At 70.8% G+C, this 15622-nt stretch carries 14 protein-coding genes; 10 read left to right on the top strand and 4 right to left on the bottom strand.

The genetic code is table 11. The features are described 5' to 3' along the window. Positions 1-123 precede the first annotated feature (123 nt). The 4 genes from AB0I53_RS03290 to AB0I53_RS03275 form a co-directional block, all read right to left on the bottom strand. Positions 124-996: a spermidine synthase gene (locus AB0I53_RS03290; RefSeq protein ID WP_358595647.1), complete on the bottom strand. Its 873-nt coding sequence runs from the start codon at positions 994-996 to the stop codon at positions 124-126. Positions 997-1231: 235 nt separating this feature from the next. Further along, positions 1232-1627, bottom strand: a complete 396-nt coding sequence (speD, locus tag AB0I53_RS03285; protein ID WP_358595645.1) for an adenosylmethionine decarboxylase — start codon at positions 1625-1627, stop codon at positions 1232-1234. Between the two features lie 345 nt (positions 1628-1972). Beyond that, entirely contained in the window at positions 1973-3190 is a 1218-nt protein-coding gene (locus AB0I53_RS03280; protein WP_358595643.1) for a type III PLP-dependent enzyme, read from the bottom strand. A gap of 391 nt (positions 3191-3581) precedes the next feature. Then, complete coding sequence (locus AB0I53_RS03275; protein ID WP_358595640.1) at positions 3582-5087, bottom strand: PucR family transcriptional regulator ligand-binding domain-containing protein; 1506 nt, start codon at positions 5085-5087, stop codon at positions 3582-3584. A 241-nt stretch (positions 5088-5328) separates the two neighbouring features. Between AB0I53_RS03275 and AB0I53_RS03270 the strand changes: the two genes are divergently transcribed. The 10 genes from AB0I53_RS03270 (at position 5329) to AB0I53_RS03225 (ending at position 15603) form a co-directional block, all read left to right on the top strand. Next, a complete protein-coding gene (locus AB0I53_RS03270; RefSeq protein WP_358595637.1) occupies positions 5329-6198 on the top strand; it encodes a xanthine dehydrogenase family protein subunit M in 870 nt (289 codons plus the stop codon). After that, on the top strand, positions 6189-6665 hold the full coding sequence (locus AB0I53_RS03265; RefSeq protein ID WP_358595634.1) for a (2Fe-2S)-binding protein: 477 nt from the start codon (positions 6189-6191) through the stop codon (positions 6663-6665). Before AB0I53_RS03270 ends, AB0I53_RS03265 begins: the two co-directional genes overlap by 10 nt. A gap of 136 nt (positions 6666-6801) precedes the next feature. Next, positions 6802-8163, top strand: a complete 1362-nt coding sequence (locus AB0I53_RS03260; RefSeq protein ID WP_358595632.1) for an 8-oxoguanine deaminase — start codon at positions 6802-6804, stop codon at positions 8161-8163. 50 nt (positions 8164-8213) lie between these two features. Next, the gene (gene pucD / locus AB0I53_RS03255) at positions 8214-10517 is read left to right on the top strand and encodes a xanthine dehydrogenase subunit D (protein WP_358595629.1); all 2304 of its coding nucleotides are present in this window, start codon (positions 8214-8216) and stop codon (positions 10515-10517) included. Positions 10518-10683: 166 nt separating this feature from the next. Beyond that, complete coding sequence (locus tag AB0I53_RS03250; protein ID WP_358595626.1) at positions 10684-11172, top strand: nucleoside deaminase; 489 nt, start codon at positions 10684-10686, stop codon at positions 11170-11172. 381 nt (positions 11173-11553) lie between these two features. Next, positions 11554-12999: an NCS2 family permease gene (locus tag AB0I53_RS03245; protein WP_358595623.1), complete on the top strand. Its 1446-nt coding sequence runs from the start codon at positions 11554-11556 to the stop codon at positions 12997-12999. Positions 13000-13085: 86 nt separating this feature from the next. Further along, positions 13086-13661, top strand: a complete 576-nt coding sequence (locus AB0I53_RS03240) for a nucleotidyltransferase family protein (RefSeq protein ID WP_358595621.1) — start codon at positions 13086-13088, stop codon at positions 13659-13661. Positions 13662-13786: 125 nt separating this feature from the next. Next, positions 13787-14089, top strand: a complete 303-nt coding sequence (locus tag AB0I53_RS03235; RefSeq protein WP_358595618.1) for a hypothetical protein — start codon at positions 13787-13789, stop codon at positions 14087-14089. Between the two features lie 56 nt (positions 14090-14145). Next, complete coding sequence (locus tag AB0I53_RS03230; protein WP_358595616.1) at positions 14146-14811, top strand: TetR/AcrR family transcriptional regulator; 666 nt, start codon at positions 14146-14148, stop codon at positions 14809-14811. An 87-nt stretch (positions 14812-14898) separates the two neighbouring features. Then, on the top strand, positions 14899-15603 hold the full coding sequence (locus AB0I53_RS03225; protein ID WP_358595614.1) for an MOSC N-terminal beta barrel domain-containing protein: 705 nt from the start codon (positions 14899-14901) through the stop codon (positions 15601-15603). Positions 15604-15622 lie beyond the last annotated feature (19 nt).

Here is a 15622-nt window from a genome sequence, read left to right as displayed (position 1 = left end):
GGCGTGACGGTGCGGCCGCTGCGGCAGATGACGGGGGAGGCGCACTTCAACGAGGTCTTCCTGTCCGATGCCCGGGGAGCCCAAAAGACTCACGGCCCCGTTTACCAGCGGAAACGCTTCTTCTCAGGCCTGGTTGCGGACGGAGTACGGCGGGACGGTGCAGCCGATGAGGCTGGCCTCGTCGATCGTCTCCGGCTGGTAGGCGGACTTCGAGAACGTCTCCAGCATCACGTTCGTCGGGTCGTCGATCTGCTCGACCCGGCCGAACAGGAACGCCCACTCGTGCTCGTCGGAGCCGAAGTAGGCGACGGTGTCGAACAGCGACCGGAACCGGTTGTAGGCGCGGATCAGCGTCTCGTTGCGCCACACCGTCGGGCAGCCGGCCTGGAACGCGACGACGCCACCGGCCGCTAGCACCGCCTGGCAGCGCTGGATGAACTCCAGGCCGTACAACCGGTTGTGCTGGCCGTCGGCGTCGTCGGCCCGCTCGTCGGGCAGGTCGACGACCACGATGTCGTAGCCCTCCGGCGGCGCCTGGTCGAGGAAGCCCCAGCCGTCGGCGTAGTGCAGCTTGATCGGCCCGTCACCCTGCTCGACGCGGGCGAGCTCCTCGGTGCTGTAGCCGTACGGCAGGTGCTCGGCGCAGACGCGCACGCACTGCTCGTCGATGTCGACGTGGTCGACCCGGCTGGCACCGGCCGCGACCGCCAGCTGGCTGGCCACGCCCTCGCTGGAACCGATGATCAGCACCCGCTCGACCTGCGCGGCGAGCAGGAACGCCGGCACCATCATCGCCTCGTGGTAGACCAGCTGGGAGAACTCCGTGCTCTGCCGGTCGTCGTCGCAGAACAGCGAGACGCCCTGCCCGGTGCGGCCGATGACCACGTGCTGGTAGTCGGTGTCGCCCTCCCACAGCACCTCGTCGACCCGCCACAGGCGCTGCAGGTCCTCGCCCATCGGCTCCTTGATCCACCGGTGCCCGTCGAGTTCGATCAACGGTGCTCCTCCTTGATTCCCGTTGCCAGGTAAGGCAAATCTTTTAAGCGGCGCAGCCGCTTAGCCCACGCACGCAAGATGACCACCCGCGGGTTCTCAGGCGTCGCCTCGCGAGGACAGCCCCGATGCCGCGCATTGGACATGCACAAGTCGGGGATCCCACAGCCGAGGCGGCGTCCGAGGTTCCGCTAGGTGACCACCTTCGCAAATGAGCTCCCGACAGTCGTTGGCGAATTCACGAGGCCAGTTCCGCGTAGTCGTGGCCTCGCTGAATGGTCTGGACGTTCTGCGAGGCCGGCTTCAGCGCCTCGGCGAGCAGTTCGACCGCGCGCTCCGGCTGAGCGGTGTGCCCGCAGGTGAAGACATCGATGAAGATCGAGCCGTCCTCCGGATACGTGTGCAGCGAAGCGTGGGACTCCGACAGCAACGCCAACACGGTGACACCTTGCGGCTCGAACCGCTTGGCGATCATCTGGCACACGGTGGCGTGCGACTGGCTGAGCGCGTTGTGCAGGGTCTCCCGCAAGAACTGCTCGTCGTCGAGCAGTTCCGGATCAACGCCCTCCAGCTCGGCGAGGACATGTTGGCCGGTGAACAACCCAACCGGCGGCGTCCCGGTGTCAACGGACATCTATCGACCTCCCATCATTTCGCAGATCAGCGCTCAGATGTTGAGCGAGTCGGTTTGCTTGGCGGTGCGGGTGGCGGCCCCCCTGCGGGAATTGCCGTCGCCTTCTCGCTGCGGGATCCCCGACACACGTATGTCCAATACGACGCGTCGGGGCCGTCCTCGCGAGAAAGAACCCCGGAGGGGTGGGCACCGCGAACCCGCGGCGGTGCAAGTTGCGAACGTGGCCGAAAGCGGCTCGCGCAGCTTGCCCGACGGCAGGCTTGCGTTGAGCGCACTGGGCCTCCAAGACCGCACGTTCTCCCAGTCGGCACTGTTGGTGTCGGCTTCTCGGAGTTGCCGAGGCGATCACGGCTGTTCGTCGCCGTCGACGCAATACGTGGGCAGCGGGGTGAATCCGTTGAAACCCACCGATGAATAGCTCGCGGTGTACGCGCCCGCGCTGAGCAGGTCGACCCAGTCTCCGCCGCGCAGCGTTCGCGGCAGTTCGTACCGGGTGCGCTGGTAGAGCACGTCGTCGCCGTCGCAGGTCGGCCCCGCCAGCACCACCGGGCCGCGCCGGTCGCCGTCGCGGGAGGTGCGAAGCCGGTAGGTGATAGCCTCACCTTCCGTTTCAGCGAGCCCGTTGTAGCGGCCGATGTCCAGGTAGACCCAGCGGCGGTCGCCGTCGCTGGCATCGCTGACGAGTACGACCTCGCTGCGCAGCACGCCCGCGTCGCCGACGATGAAGCGTCCCGGCTCGATGAGCAGTTCCGGCCGCTGGGCGCCGAAGTTCCGGTCCAGCGATTCCTCGATGCGGCGCACGTAGTCGGCCAGCGGCGGGGCGGATTCGGTGTAGCCGGCGGGCAAACCGCCGCCGAGATTCACCATCCGCAGTCGCACGCCGTGCGCGGCGCAGTCCTCGAACACCTGCCGGGCGGCGGCGATCCCGTGCTCCCACGCGGCGGGTTCCAACTGCTGGGATCCAATGTGGAATGACACGCCGTAGGCGTCCAGGCCGAGTTCCCGCGCGCGCCGCAACAGCTGCGCGGCGGTCTCCGGCGGGCAGCCGAACTTGCGGCCGAACGGGGTGCGGGATCCCTTGTTGTCCACCAGGACCCGGCAGAACACCCGCGAGCCCGGCGCGACCTCGGCGATGTTTGCCAAGTCCGCGGCGCTGTCGGTGACGAACAGGCGGACGCCCTGCTCGTAGGCGCGGGCGACGTCGCGGCGCTTCTTGATGGTGTTGCCGTAGGAGATGGACTCCGGCGCCGCGCCCTTGGCCAGGCACAGGTCGATCTCGCCGGGGCTGGCGACGTCGAAGGAGGCCCCCAGGCCGACCAGTTCACCGACCACTTCGGGGGTGGGATTGGCCTTGACCGCGTAGCAGATCCGGGCGTCCGGCAGGGCGGTTCGCAACTGCCGGTAGCGGTCGCGCACCTGCGCCAGATCCATGACCAGGCAGGGGGTTTCGGGGCGTTGCCGGTCGAGGAACTGCAGAATCGGGTCCGGCGCGGCGGATTCGGTCTGCTGCGCGGTGCCGCTCGGGCGGTCCGTCACACCGGTGGTGGCGGACAGATCGGTCAATCCCGGTACCTCCGTCTCGGCTGGTGGGGTTGGGTTTTCCCTGGGTTCTACCCGCCAGGGGCGCGCGTCCTCGGAGCGCAACTGCGACCAAGCACGGTACCGCGCTCACGCACAGATTTCGAACCGCGCCCACCTCTTCCCCCGGACAGTGGAACCGAGTGTGAGCACTCCCACGGGACCGCGCCGACTTCGTCGCTTTGCGTGGTCGAACTCCGACTTCCCGTGATCGCGCCGCCGAGCCGACCGGGAGCGAGCCCGGAACCGGGGAACCTGCGGGCACAGGTGAATGTTTTGCCTGGTCAGGGCCCGTGAGTACTTTGGGTTGCTATAGCAGCACAAAGTACTCACGGGTACCCACCTGGCGAAACGTCCGTCCAGAGCGGAACGTGCGCTAGTCGGCGGGTTCGCGGTCGAGTTCGAGGGCGAGGTAGAAGTCCACTCGGGACGGGAACTCGGTGAGGTCTCGACCAGTGATCTCCTCGATCCGCTGGATCCGGTAGCGCAGTGTGTTCACGTGCACGTGGAGCTGCTTGGCGCAGCGCGACCACGATCCCGAGTGGCCGAGGAAAATCCGCAGGGTGCGCACCAGGTCCGAGTTGTGCGCCGAGTCATACGCGATCAGATCCGCCAGCAGCCGCTGGCGGTAGGAGCGGCGCAATTCGTCGGGCGCCGACGCGAGCAGCACTTCGTGCGACGCGAGCTCCGCCGCCGCGACGACCTCCGCGCGCCCCCGGCGCTGCTGCGCGAGCCGCCGCGCGTAACCCGCCTCCTCCAGCGCTCCGCGCAGCGTCGTCGCCGGGCTGACGTCGCTGACGCCGACCGCCAGCCGCCGCTGGCCCAGGCCCGGCTCCGCCTCGGCGACGATGCGGCGCAGCACCGCGTCCAGCTCCGCCAGGTGGTTTTCGTCGTCGACGAACAGCGCCGTCGCACCGTCGCCGAGCGGCGCGGTGACCGACGCCATGCCCGTCGCCGCGGCGATCTCGCGGAGCAGCGTCGTCGACTCGGCCGGGTCTCCGACGCTGAGCGCGACCGCCCGCAGCGGCTCGTCGGTCGGCAGTCCCGCCGTCTCCAGCCGCGCCGCGACCTCTGCCTGCGTGGAGGTGCCATCGAGCAGCCGCCGCAACGCCGCTTCCACCGAGCGACCCGCGATCCGGCGGGCCTCGTCCACCCGCGCCCGCAGCAGCGCCACGACCGTGCCCAGATCGGTGGCGATGGCCTCTTGTTCTTCGTCCCAGTCGGCGACGTCGCCGCGCGCCAGCACGAACCAGCCGGCGGCAGACGGCTCGATGCCGGATTCCACCGGCCACAGCACGTGCGGGGCGCCCGGCCGCACGGTGCGCGGGAGGCGGCCGGTCGCGAACTCGCGCAGCGCCGCGCAGCGGGTTTCCTCCGGCAGCTCGGCGGTGCCGCCGACGGTCCAGCCGACCGCGGACAGCACCCAGCAGTCGGTGCCGAGCTCGTCGGCCGCCATCCGGAGCACCCGGTCGAGGTCGGCGCCGCCGGCGACCGCGGAGACCAGCTCCCGGCGCGGCGCGGAGCGGCGCTGGATGCGATCGGCGAGGGTGTTGAAGCTGACCGTCAGCGGCACCTCGAAGGCCGGCAGGCCGTGTCGCCGGCACGCTTCGACCAGATCCGGCGGGGCGTGGCCGAGCCGCGCGGTGCCCGCGGCGAGGCCCGCGACCCCGGCGTCGACCAGCGCGGCGACGAACTCCTCCGAGTCGGCCGGCTCGTTGCGCCACATCAGCCCGCTGAGCACCAGCTCGCCGCCGTGCAGGTAGCGCCGGGGATCCAGCAGGTCGGTGATGTAGACGCCGCGGACCGGCCGGTCCATCTGGTCCGCGCCGTTGAGCAGCACCAGTCCGAGTTCCGGATCGGCGAGAAGATCGCTCAGCTGCACCTGCGCACCTCAGATCCGCTGCCAGCGCGAGGCAGGCACCTGTTTCGGCGGTGCGGAGCTCCGCGATGTTTCGCACCGGGTGACCCGAACGGTGCACCGCGGCTCCCCGCGTTTGGAGAAACATACAACTCCCGCCCGGCCACCGAAAGGCTTTTTCGGGCCTTCCACCGCTAGTCACCGACTGCTCATCGGCTGTGTACTGACTCACACCTTTTCACCGGCCGTGACAAGGAGTACAACCGTGGAATTCCTCCGCCCCGCCTCGTGGCGGGAGGCGCTCGAAGCCAAGGCCGCGCATCCGGATGCGACGCCGATCGCCGGCGGCACCGACGTGATGGTCGAGATCAACTTCGATCACCGCCGCCCCAGCACGCTGCTCGACCTCACCGGTGTCCCGGAGCTGACCGGCTGGTCGGAAGCGGACGGTGAGCTGCGCATCGGTGCGGGCCTGCCCTACGCCAACCTGATCAACGAGCTCGGCGACCGGGTGCCGGGCCTGGCGATCGCCAGCCGCACCGTCGGCTCGCCGCAGATCCGCAACCGCGGCACCCTCGGCGGCAACCTCGGCTCCGCTTCCCCCGCCGGCGACGGCCACCCGCCACTGCTGGCCTCCGACGCGCGCATCGAGGTCGAGTCGGTGCGCGGCAGGCGCTTGATCCCGGCGACGGAGTTCTTCACCGGCGTCAAGCGCAACGCGCTGGCCGAGGACGAGCTGATCGCCGCCGTGCACATCGCCCCGGCGACCGGCCCGCAGCAGTTCTCCAAGGTCGGCACCCGCAACGCGATGGTCATCGCGGTGTGCACCTTCGCGATCGCGCTGCACCCCGACCGCAAGCAGGTCGGCACCGGGATCGGCTCGGCCGCCCCGACGCCGCTGCGCGCGCTCGCGGCCGAGGAGTTCCTGAGCGCCGAGCTCGACTGGGAGCAGCGGCGGCCGTTGGAGGAGTCGGTGGCTCGCCGCTTCGGCGAGCTGGTCGCGCAGGCCGCGTCGCCGATCGACGACGTGCGCGGCACCGCCGACTACCGCCGCCACGCGCTGGCCGTGATGGCCCGCCGGACCCTGTCCTGGGTTTGGCAAGACCACTGTTCCGGGAGGCAGGAATGCGCCTGAAGTTCACCGTCAACGGACAACCGCACGAGGCCGACGACGTGTGGGAGGGCGAGAGCCTGCTGTACGTGCTGCGCGAGCGGCTGGGCCTCCCGGGCTCGAAGAACGCTTGCGAGCAGGGCGAATGCGGTTCCTGCACGGTCTACCTCGACGGCGTGCCCGCCTGTTCGTGCCTGGTCGCCGCCGGGCAGGCCGAGGGCCGCGAGGTGCGCACCGTGGAAGGCCTCGCCGACGGCGACAAGCTGGACGAGGTGCAGGAGGCGTTCGTCGAGGCCGGTGCCGTGCAGTGCGGTTTCTGCACGCCGGGCCTGCTGGTGCAGACGCACGACCTGCTGAACCGGCGGCCGAACCCGTCCGACGCGGAGATCCGCGAGTCGCTGGCCGGGAACCTGTGCCGCTGCACCGGCTACGAGAAGATCATGGACGCCGTCCGGCTCGCCGCCCAGCGGAAAGCGGAGGCGCGGGCATGAACAGCCCTGTGTCAACCCGAGTTCTGCGCAACCGCACCTCAGGGGACCGTGACGCAACCCGACCACAAGAAACCGCGAAACGCGAGATCGGTCCCGGACGCAACCACCACTGTGAATCGCGGAGAGGCGGAATGACATGAGCCGGACGATCATCGAGGGCGGCGCCGTGGTCACCGTCGACGACTCGGGCACCGAGTTCGCCGAGGGCCACGTCGTCGTCGAGGGTGACCGCATCGTGGCGGTCGGCCCCGGTTCCGCGCCGGCCCAGCAGGGCCCGGTGCGGCGCATCGATGCGTCCGGCTGCCTGGTCACTCCCGGCCTGATCAACACCCACCACCACCTGTACCAGTGGGCCACCCGCGGCTACGCGGCGGACGCGACGCTGTTCGGCTGGCTGACCGAGCTGTACCTGGTATGGGCGGGCATAGACGAGGAGATCACGCACGCTGCGGCGTCGGCGGGCCTGGCCCGGATGGCGCTGTCCGGCTGCACCACCGCCGCCGACCACCACTACGTCTTCCCGCGCGGCGGCGGCGACGTGTTCGGCGCCGTGGTCGCCGCGGCCGAGCGGATCGGCGTGCGGCTGCACGCGGTGCGCGGCTCGATGGACCGGGGCCGCTCGCAAGGTGGCCTGCCGCCGGACTCGGTCGTCGAGGAACTCGACGCCGCGCTGGCCGGCACCCAGGAGGCGATCGACCGGTTCCACGACCCGAACCCGGGCGCGCAGGTGCGCGTCGCGGTCGGGCCTTGCTCGCCGTTCTCGGTCAGCACCGAACTGATGCGCCAGGCCGCGGAGTTGGCGCGCCGCAACGGAGTCCGGCTGCACACCCACCTCGCCGAGACCACCGACGAGGAGGAGCAGTGCCGGGCCGAGTTCGGCCGCACCCCGGTCGAATACGCCGACGACCTGGGCTGGCTCGGGCCGGACGTGTGGCTGGCGCACACGATCCACCTGTCCGAGAAGGGCATCGCCCGGCTCGGCGAGACCGGCACCGGCGCGGCGCACTGCCCCAGCTCCAACGGCAGGCTCGGCGCCGGGATCGCGCCGGTGCGGCCGCTGCTGGATGCCGGTGCCCCCGTCGGACTGGGGGTCGACGGGGTCGCCTCCAACGAGGCCGGCGGGCTCGGCGAGGAGATGCACCAGGCGCTGCTGACCGCCCGCGCCCGCTACGGGCCGGAGGCGCTGTCGGTCCGCGACGCGCTGCGGCTCGCCACCCGCGGCGGTGCGCGCTGCCTCGGCCGCGACGACGAGCTGGGTTCGCTGGAGAGCGGCAAGCTCGCCGACATCGCGGTCTGGCGGCTCGGCGGCCTCGACCACGCGGGCATCGCCGACCCGGTCGCCGCCCTGGTGCTCGGCCGGCTGCCGAAGCTGGAGCGGCTGCTGCGCGGCGGCAGCGTCGTGGTCGACGACGGCCGGCTGATGCCGGTGTCGGAAACCGAACTCACCCACGAACTCCACCGGGCGAGCGCCCGGATCCGCACGCTGGAGGCGTCATGAGCGGAAATCCCCATCCCCTCGTTCAGGCGCGGAACACCGGAGGTGTCCGCATGCGCAGCCATGCGCCTGCTCACAGTCCGCAGGAGCTCGACGACGCCATCGGCGGCGGCATCGGCGAATCCCCGCTGCGCCCGGACGGCGCGATCAAGGTGCGCGGCGAGTTCGCCTATTCCTCGGACCTGTGGGCCGAGGACATGCTGTGGGGCGCGACGCTGCGCAGCCCGCACCCGTACGCCCGGATCCGGTCGATCGACATCGGGCCGGCGATGGCGATGGCCGGCGTGCAGACCGTGCTCACCGCCGAGGACGTGCCCGGCGACAACTGCTTCGGCCTGAAGTACGCCGACCAGCCGGTGCTGGCCGCCGATGTGGTGCGCTACAAGGGCGAGGCGGTCGCGCTGGTCGCCGCCGACCACCCGGAGACCGCGCGGCGCGCGCTGGAGCGCATCGTCGTCGACTACGAGGTGCTGGATCCTGTCGTCGACCCGGAGCGTGCCGCGCACGACGACACGCTGCCGAAGCTGCACCCGGACGGCAACGTGGTGCGCCACCAGAAGATCCTCAAGGGCGACCCGAACGCGACAGCCGAGGTCGTGGTGTCCGGCGTGTACACGGTCGGCATGCAGGACCAGGCCTTCCTGGGCCCGGAGTCCGGGCTGGCCATCCCCGCCGAGGACGGCGGCGTCGACCTGTACCTGGCGACCCAGGACCTGCACTCCGACCTCAGGCAGACCGCGCGGGCGCTCGGGCTGCCGCCGGAGAAGGTGCGGATGACCATGTCCGGCGTCGGCGGCGCGTTCGGCGGCCGCGAGGACCTGTCCATCCAGATCCACGTGTGCATGCTGGCGCTGCACCTGGGCAAGCCGGTCAAGATGGTCTACAACCGCGAGGAGTCGTTCTACGGCCACGTGCACCGGCACCCGGCGAAGATGTACTACGAGCACGGCGCGACCCGCGACGGCAAGCTCGTGTACGTCAAGGCGCGGCAGTACTTCGACGGCGGCGCGTACGCCTCGAAGACGCCGGTGGTCGTCGGCAACGGCACCACGCTCGGCGCCGGGCCGTACAAGGTGGAGAACGTCGACATCGAGGGCTGGGGCCTCTACACCAACAACCCGCCGTGCGGCGCGATGCGCGGACTCGGCGCCGTGCAGCCGACTTTCGCGTACGAGTCCCAAATGGACAAACTCGCCACCGCGCTCAACATGGACCCGATCGACCTGCGCATCCGCAACGCCATCGAGCAGGGCGACTCGATCCCGACCGGCCAGGTGCTGGACTACCCGGCGCCGGTCGCCGAGCTGCTGGAGCGGGTGCGCGCGCTGCCGCTGCCGGGCGAGCGCACCGGGCCGCTGGACATCCGGGAACTGCCCGGCGGCGCGTCCAACACCACGCACGGCGAAGGCGTGGTGCGCGGCATCGGCTACGGCGTGACGATCAAGAACATCTGCTACGCCGAAGGCGCCGACGACTTCTCCACCGCGCGGGTGCGGCTGCAGGCCATCGGCGGCGAGCCGGCGGCCATGGTGCACACCGCGGCGGCCGAGGTCGGGCAGGGCCTGGTGACGGTGCAGCAGCAGATCGCGCGGTCCGAGCTCAGCGTCGAGCGGGTGACCATCCACCCGAACGACACCAGCGTCGGCCCGGCCGGATCGAGCTCCGCGTCCCGCCAGACCTACGTCACCGGCGGCGCGGTCAAGGCCGCCTGCGAGGCCGTGCGGGAAGTGCTGTTCCAACGGGTCGCGGAGCGCTACGACACCGACCCGGCGCAGCTCTCGCTGCAGGGCGGCAAGGTCGTCTCGATCGTCGGCGGTGTGCTGGCCGACCTCGTCGAGGTGCTCGGCGACGACGTGATCGAGGAGACCCGCGAGTTCCACCACCGGGAGACCTTCGCGATGGACGGCACCGGCCAGAGCGAGCGGGTGCAGGTGCAGCACGCGTTCTCGGCGCACCGCGCGGTGGTCGACGTGGACCTGGACCTCGGCCTGGTCAAGGTCGTGCAGCTGGCCTGCGCTCAGGACGTCGGCCGGGCGATCAACCCGGACGCCGTGATCGGGCAGATCCAGGGCGGCTCCACGCAGGGCATGGGGCTGGCGGTGATGGAGGAGATCAAGGTCGCCGACGGGCACATCCGCAATCCCTCGTTCACCGACTACCTGATCCCGACGATCCTGGACACGCCGCCGATGGAGATCGACGTGATCGAACGCGGCGACCCGAACGCGCCCTACGGGGTGCGCGGGGTCGGCGAGCCGCCGACGATCTCCACCACACCGGCCGTGGTGGCCGCCATCCGCGCCGCCACCGGCAAAGAACTCCTGCACACCCCGGTAGCCCCCGAACACATCGTGTGACAGGCGAGACCAGCTGGGGCGGCGGCGCCGGGCCGCCGCCCCAGCACCCCCCAACATCCGCGAATCCCTGGAGAGGGTTTCAAAAGTGGTTTGCGCAGCGGTGCGAGCTGAGTCCCACACTGCAAGCGGCTACCGCCGCTTATTGAACAGATCATAGGAGGAAGCAATGTCCGTGGACGTCGCAACGGGCGCCGAGCAGGACTGGATGGCCCGTGCCATCGAACTCGCCACGACCAATGTGAACAGTGGTGGTGGCCCCTTCGGCGCGTTGATCGTCCGGGACGGCGAGATCATCGCGACGGGCACCAACAAGGTGACCGTCGACCTCGACCCGACCGCGCACGCGGAAGTGACCGCGATCCGCAACGCCTGCCGGGCGCTGGGCACCTTCAAGCTGGACGGCTGCGTGCTGGTGACCTCGTGCGAACCGTGCCCGATGTGCCTGGCCTCGGCGCTGTGGGCGCGCGTCGACCGGGTGCTGTTCGCCGCCGACCGGGACGACGCCGCCGACGCGGGCTTCGACGACCGCGCCTTCTACGACGCGTTCAAGGATCCGGAGACGAAATGCCCGACGCCCGTGGTCCAGGTGGAGATGGCCGACCGCAACGCCGCCTTCGACGCTTGGCGCGGCAAGGCCGACCGCGTCGACTACTGACCCGTGTGCACTTTGTGTCGCTATAGCAGCAAGAAGTACGCACGGGGCCTGAGCTGCGCTGATCCGGCAGCCGAAGTTCCGTGCCGCGCAAGAAGATCCCGACAGTAACCGCCCTGAGAAGAGGCAACGGCCGCGACGACCGGGTCGCCCGATGCCTGTGGACGGGCCGCACCGACAGTTCCCCGCTGTTGCGCCGGAACTGGGCCCGCCCGCCGTCCCCGATAACCATTGCGGGACAGCGAAGACCAATCGATCAAACGCCCCACACCGATTTCGGCGGATTCCCGCCGGGCCCTCCCCTGCCCGGAAACGCCGGAAAGAAGTCCGGGCGGCACCGAATCCAGGTGCCGCGCGGGGGCGCCCACCGGCATGGGAGGACTCATGACCCAGCAAGTGCAACCGGAAAGATCCGCCGACTCCGGCGTCTCCGGCTTAGACCGCTTCTTCCGCATCACCACCCGCGGTTCCACCATCTCCCGCGAGCTGCGCGGCGGCCTGACCACCTTCGTCGCGATGGCCTACATCGTGATGCTCAACCCGCTGATCCTCGGCTCGTCCGCGGACGCGACCGGCGCAATGCTCACGCCCGAGCAGCTGACGACGGCCACCGCGGCCACCGCGGGCGTGATGACCATCGTGATGGGCTTGGTCGGCAACGCGCCGCTGGCCCTGGCCTCCGGGCTCGGCGTCAACGCCGTCGTCGCCTTCACCATCGCGCCCTCCATGACCTGGGCGCAGGCCTTCGGGCTGGTGGTGCTCGAGGGCATCGTGATCGTCGTCCTGGCCGTCAGCGGCGTCCGGGAGAAGATCATCAACTCCATCCCGGCCCCGCTGAAGACCGCGCTCACCGTCGGCATCGGCCTCTACATCGCGTTGATCGGCCTGGTCAGCGCCGGATTCGTGACCCGCAAGCCGGACGCGGCCAGCACCACGGTGCCGGTCCAGATGGGCCAGGGCACCGAGGGGCACCTGATCGGCGTGCCGATCGCGATCTTCTGCGTGAGCCTGCTGATCATGCTGGTGCTGCTGGCGCGGCGGGTGCCCGGCGCGATCCTCATCGGCATCGCGGTCAGCACGGTGCTGGCGATCGCGGCGAACGCGGCCTTCGGCATCGACCCGAAGCAGTGGGGCACGATCGTGCCCGAACTGCCCGACCACGTCGTCGGCAGCCCCGACTTCAGCCTGTTCGGCGACGTCGACCTCTTCGGCGGGTTCGCCGCGGCCGGCGGCATCGCGGCCACCGTCTTCCTGTTCACCCTCGTGCTGTCCGGGTTCTTCGACGCGATGGGCACCATCACCAGCGTCTCCTCGGAGGCCGGGCTGGTGAAGGACGGCAAGGTCGAGGGCATGGGCCGGATCCTGGCCGTGGACGGCATCGCCGCCGCGGCGGGCGGGCTGACCGGATCGTCGCCGAACACGGTGTTCCTGGAGTCGGCCACGGGCGTCGCCGAAGGCGCGCGCACCGGCCTGGCCAGCGTGGTGACCGGCCTGCTGTTCTGCGGGGCGCTGCTGTTCACGCCGCTGGCCGCGGTGGTGCCCGCGCAGGCCGCCGCGCCCGCGCTGGTGATCGTCGGCGCGCTGATGATGGCCCAGGTCCGCCACGTCCCCTGGGACGACCCGGACTACGTGATCCCGGCGTTCCTGACCATCGCGGTGATCCCGTTCACCTACATGATCACCAACGGCATCGGCGCGGGCCTGGTCGCGTTCGCGGTCATCAAGATCGCCCGCGGCAAGGCGCGCGAGATCGGCTGGCTCGTCGGCGTCCTGGCGATCGTCTTCGCCCTCTACTTCGGCGTGGAGGGCATCGAAGCCCTGGTCGAGTAGCTGCCACCCGACCAGGAAACAGGTGGAGGGAGCCTTTCGCGAAAGGCTCCCTCCACCGCTCTCATCGGGATGGGTACGGTGCGGGCGTGGGAGTTGCGGGAGTCGTGTTGGCCGCCGGCGCCGGTCGCCGCTTCGGAATGCCGAAGGCGCTGGTGGAGTACCGCGGAACGCTGCTGGTCGACCGGGCCGTGCGAGTCCTCGCCGCGGGCGGCTGCGCGCCGGTCGTCGTCGTCCTCGGCGCCGCCGCGGACCAGGTCCGCGAGCGAGCCGCGCTGACCGGCGCGACGGTCGTGTTCAACCCGGACTGGGCCACCGGCATGGGCTCGTCGCTGCGCACCGCGCTCGACGCGCTCGCCCCGACCGATGCCGACGCCGCCCTCGTGCTGCCGGTCGACATGCCTGGCATCAGCCCGGAAGCCGTGCGGCGCGTCTCGGCACTCGCGAGCCCGAGCGCCCTGGCCGCCGCCGCGCACGACGGCGCGCGCACCCACCCCGTGCTGTTCGGCCGCGACCACTGGGCCGGAGCCCGTGCCGCCGCCACCGGCGACGCCGGCGCCCGCGGCTACCTCAAGGGCCGCGAAGTCGCGCTGGTGTCCTGCGACGACGTGTCGGAAGGCTTCGACATCGACCGTCCTGAAGACCTCGGCCGGGGCAACCCGTAAAGTCGACGGCCACGCGCGACCGGCCTGCAAGCGGCTGCCCAGCGCCGACCGACACCGATCGACGCAGCCCTCGCCGGTCCGCGACGTCAGACGAACGCCCGAGCACGCCGGAGGCGGAGGCATTCATGGCAAGCGGACACATCACCGCCGACTACGTGCCGGACGGCGACGACTGGCTGGTCACCGTCACGGCCGGCACCGGCCGCCGCACGGCCCGCGCACCGGGCCTGATCGCGGCCCGAGATCAGGCCGACCAGTTCATCGAGCAGCTCGCGCCCAGCAGAGCGGGTCGCGTCGTGATCCACCTGCTCGACGGCGACGGCTTCGCCTTCACCAGCGCATACCTGCAGGCCAGGCATGGCCTGTCCGACGAGGCGACCCGCAGCGCCGTGGCCGCCGCGACGGGCCACGCGCGCGGTGCCCGATGACCGCGCACGACTTCCCGATTGCGTGCACAGTGGACGAAAGCGGCGCGGACCTTAGGATGTCCGGTGTGAAGGCGGCGAGCAGTGCACGCGAGGAGGAAGCAGCGTTGGCCAGCGTCGAAACGAACCGGTCGGCCAGCGGCCGGGGGCGCCCGCGCGACGCCACCCGCGACGCCGCGCTACGCCAAGCCGCGATGGAGGTGCTGGCCGACGTCGGCTACCGGGCGTTGACCATGGACGCCGTCGCCGCGCACGCGCGGGCCGGCAAGGCCACCATCTACCGCCGCTGGGACTCCAAGCTCGACCTGGTCATCGACACCTGCACCCAGCTGGTGCGGCGCAGCATCCCGGAACCCGACCAGGGCACCACCGAGGCCGACCTCGGCGAGTTCCTCCGCAACTTCGCGTCGTTCCTGACCGGCCCGGTCGGCAAGGCGGCGCAGGCGTTGGTCGGCGAGCTCCCGCACGAGCCCGAACTGGCCGCGGCGTTCCGCGAGTCCTTCCTGCTGCCGCAGCGCGACATGCTGCGCCGCATCATCGAGCGCGGCGTGCAGCGCGGCGAGATCCGCGCCGACTCGCCGATCGACACGGTCGTCGAACTCGCCGGCGCCGGCCTGATCTACCGCCTGATGCTCACCGATGAGCCGCTCGACACCGGTTTCGTCGACCGGCTCCTGCACGAAGCCCTGCTACCGCTGCTCCACAGCTCCGCGCCGCGGCGGTGATCCTCGGTTCACGTGAGCCCGAGCGCGAAAGCCACGCGCTAGGGTGGGTTCACGCGGTGAATGGAGGTCTGCGTGGCGCGGGGATCGGTGACGGAGCTCAATCGCTGGCCGGTGAAGTCGCTGCGCGGTGAGCGCGTCGAGGCGGCCCGATTCGACGACCGCGGCATGGCCGGTGATCGCGCCTACGCGCTGCTCGACGAGCGCGACAAGCGGTCCGGCAAGGTGCTGACGGTCCGGCAGAACGCGGTCATGCTCAGCTGGTCGGCGAGCTACGGCGACACCGCCGACCCGACCGAACCGCCGACCCTGCGCGGTCCCGACGGCGCGGACTGGTCCTGGACGGATCCAAAGCTCTCCGACGCTCTCGCCGGCTCGCTGAACATCCCGCTCAGCCTGCGCGCCGCCGACGGGCAGCAGGACCGCGGGCCCACCGTGCTCGTGACCTTCGAAGCCTCCCGCGCGGGACTCTCCGACGAACTGGGCGCCGACGTCGATCTCCGCCGGTTCCGCACGAACATCCACGTGACCGCCGACCTGCCGGCCTTCGCCGAGGAAACCTGGGAGCCCGGCACGGCGCTCGCAGTGGGCGACGTGGTGCTGGCGGTCACCGGGGATCACGCCGGGCCGTGCATCCGCTGCGCGGTTCCCAGCTGGGACCCCGACGGCCGCGAACGCTGGCGGGAGCTGCAAACCCACCTGATCGACCGCCACGACAACAAGTTCGGCGTGATCATGCGCGTCACCGAACCCGGCGAAGTCCACCTAGGCGACGCGGTACGACAAAAGCCGTGAGTCTTTTGGGCTGCCATGG

The sequence above is a fragment of the Saccharopolyspora sp. NPDC050389 genome (assembly GCF_040655595.1).
Lineage (GTDB): Bacteria > Actinomycetota > Actinomycetes > Mycobacteriales > Pseudonocardiaceae > Saccharopolyspora.
This window is presented reverse-complemented; position numbering and strand designations above follow the sequence as displayed.